Consider the following 2,909-nt stretch of genomic DNA (forward strand, 5'->3'; position numbering starts at 1 on the left):
AAGTCGATCATCCTCGACGCCCTGGGCTTGGCGGTCGGCGCGCGCGGCGACGCGGGGCTGGTGCGGCACGGCGCGGCCCAGGCCGTGGCCTCGGCGGTGTTCGCGCCGCCGCCTGATCATCCGGTGTGGACCGTGCTCGACGACAAGGGCTTGAGCTATGCCCGCGATGAGGACCTGGTGCTGCGCCGCACGCTGAGCGCCGACGGCCGCAGCCGCGCGTTTGTCAATGACCAGGCGACGGGCGTCGGCGTGCTGAAGGAGATCGGCGAACTGCTGCTCGAGGTGCACGGGCAGCACGAGACCGTCGGGCTGCTGGACGCGCGCCGCCACCGGGGCATGCTCGAAGCCTATGGCGGCCTGGACGTGCAGGCGCGGGCGCTGGGCGATCGCTGGGCGGCCTGGCGTGCGGCCCTGGCGGGGATGGACGCCCTGCGCGCGGACGTCGAGCGCGCTGCGGCCGAGAGCGAGGAGCTGACCCTGCGGCTGTCGGAGCTTGACCGACTGGCTCCCCGGCCTGGCGAAGAGACCGACCTGGCCGAACGTCGCGCCGTGCTGGGAGCCGCGGAGAAGGCGCTCGCCGACATCGCCGGTGCGCGTGAAGCCTTCGACGGTCTCGCCGGCCGCCTGGCCAGCGCGGTGCGGGCGTTGGAGCGGGCCCGTGAGCGGGCGCTGGGCGCGGGCGCGGCGCATGACGGCGCGATCGTTCGCCGATTAGCCGACACCGCCGGCGCGATCGACCGGGTGCTGATCGAGGCGCAGGAGGCGGAGGCGGCGGTCGACGCGGTCGCTGATGCGTTCGACTTTCGGCCAGATGAGCTTGAAAAGGCTGAGGAGCGGCTGTTCGAGCTGCGGGGGATGGCGCGAAAGCTCGGCTCGTCGGTGGAACTGCTGCCAGACCTGCGCACGCGGTTCGCCGAACGGCTGCGGGCGGTGGAGTCGTCAGGAGAGGCGCTGCGCGCCGCCGAGGCGACGGTCGCCCAGGCGCGTGCGGCCTACATGGCCGAGGCCGATGCGCTCAGCGTGGCGCGGGGCAAGGCGGCCGAGCGCCTGACCAAGGCGGTGGCTGGCGAGTTGCCGCCGCTGAAGCTGGACAAGGCGCGCTTCCGCGTGGCGGTGGAGACCCTGCCGGAGGATCGCGCCGGACCCGCAGGACGCGATCGCGTGGCTTTCGAGATCGCCACCAATCCCGGCGCGCCGTTCGGCGAGCTTGGCGCGATCGCCTCGGGCGGCGAGTTGGCCAGGCTGGCGCTGGCGCTGAAGGCGGCGCTGGCCGAGCGCGGCGGCGTGCAGCCCTTGATGATCTTCGATGAGGTGGACCAGGGCGTCGGCGGCGCGGTGGCCGACGCCGTGGGCCTGCGGCTGCGCAGGCTGGCGACCGAAGCCCAGGTGCTGGTGGTGACCCACAGCCCCCAGGTGGCGGCGCGCGCCGACGCGCACTGGCGGATCGCCAAGGCCGGCGAGGGCGAGCGTCTGCGCACCCTGGTGGAAGCCCTGTCGCCCGCCGACCGCGAAGAGGAGATCGCGCGCATGCTGGCCGGAGCCCAGGTCACCGACGCCGCGCGCGCGGCCGCGAGGGCGCTGATGCATGCCTAAGACGCCCAAGGCCAAAGCGAACGCTCCCGCCGAGGAAATGTCGGAGGCCCAGGCGCTGGAGACGTTGACCGCGCTCGCCGACGAGATCGCCACCCACGACCTGCGCTATCATCGCGACGACGCACCGACGATTTCCGACGGCGACTACGACGCGCTGAAGCGGCGAAACGCCGAGATCGAGGAACGTTTTCCGCATCTTGTACGCGAGAACTCACCTTCGCTGCGGGTCGGCGCCGCGCGCGCCGAGCAGTTCTCCGCCGTCGAACACGGCACGCCGATGCTGTCACTCGACAATGCGTTCTCCGACGAGGACGCACTGGAGTTCGATGCGCGGGTGCGCCGGTTCCTGCGGCTGGAAGACGTGGTGGCCTACACCGCAGAGCCGAAGATCGACGGACTGTCGGCGTCGCTGCGCTACGAGGATGGCCGGCTGGTGCAGGGGGCGACGCGGGGCGACGGACGGGTGGGCGAGGATGTCACCGCCAATCTGCGTACGCTCGACGAGATTCCCAAGCGGCTGTCCGGCTCGGGCTGGCCGGCGGTGATCGAGGTGCGTGGCGAAGTCTATCTAGGCCATGAGGAATTCGCCGCCCTGAACGCCGCGGCGGAAGCGGCCGGACAGCGCACCTACGTGAACCCGCGCAACGCCGCGGCAGGGTCGCTGCGGCAGATCGATGCGAAGATCACCGCCGGCCGCCGGCTGCGGTTCTTCGCCTACGCCTGGGGCCTGACCAGCGGGCCGTTCGCCGAAAGCCAATGGGCGGCTCTGCAAGCTTTGAAGTCCTGGGGGTTCGCCACGACGCCGCAATCGGAGCGGGTGGAGGGGCCGGAGGGTTTGCTGGAGGCCTATCGACGCATGGAGGCGGTGCGCCCCAAGTTGGGGTTCGACATCGACGGGGTGGTCTACAAGGTCGACCGGCTGGACTGGCAGCAACGGCTGGGCTTCGTCTCGCGCTCGCCGCGCTGGGCGGTGGCGCGCAAGTTTCCGGCCGAACAGGCGCGCACCGTATTGGAAGCGATCGACATCCAGGTGGGGCGAACCGGCGCGATCACGCCGGTGGCGCGCCTGTCGCCCGTGACTGTGGGCGGCGTGGTGGTGGTCAATGCGACCCTGCACAACGCCGACGAGATCGCGCGCAAGGACGTGCGCATCGGCGACACGGTGATCGTCCAGCGGGCCGGCGACGTGATCCCGCAGGTGGTCGGCCCGGTGCTGGAGGCGCGGCCCGAGGGCGCCGAGCCGTTCGAGTTCCCGACGCACTGCCCGTGCCCGCTGGAGACGCCGCTGGCGCGCGAGACGACGGCGTCGGGCGCGG

General features: G+C 72.0%; 2 protein-coding genes. Both read left to right on the plus strand.

The annotated features are described in order from the left end of the window. Positions 1-1,593 (plus strand): DNA repair protein RecN (locus Q8M88_RS09175; RefSeq protein ID WP_305596605.1); only part of this gene is annotated, 1,593 nt, incomplete at its 5' end. A 37-nt stretch (positions 1,594-1,630) separates the two neighbouring features. Further along, on the plus strand, positions 1,631-2,909 hold a 1,279-nt coding region (gene ligA, locus Q8M88_RS09180), incomplete at its 3' end, for an NAD-dependent DNA ligase LigA (RefSeq protein WP_371132656.1).

This window comes from Phenylobacterium sp., from assembly GCF_030693805.1.
In the GTDB taxonomy this organism is placed as follows: Bacteria; Pseudomonadota; Alphaproteobacteria; order Caulobacterales; family Caulobacteraceae; genus Phenylobacterium.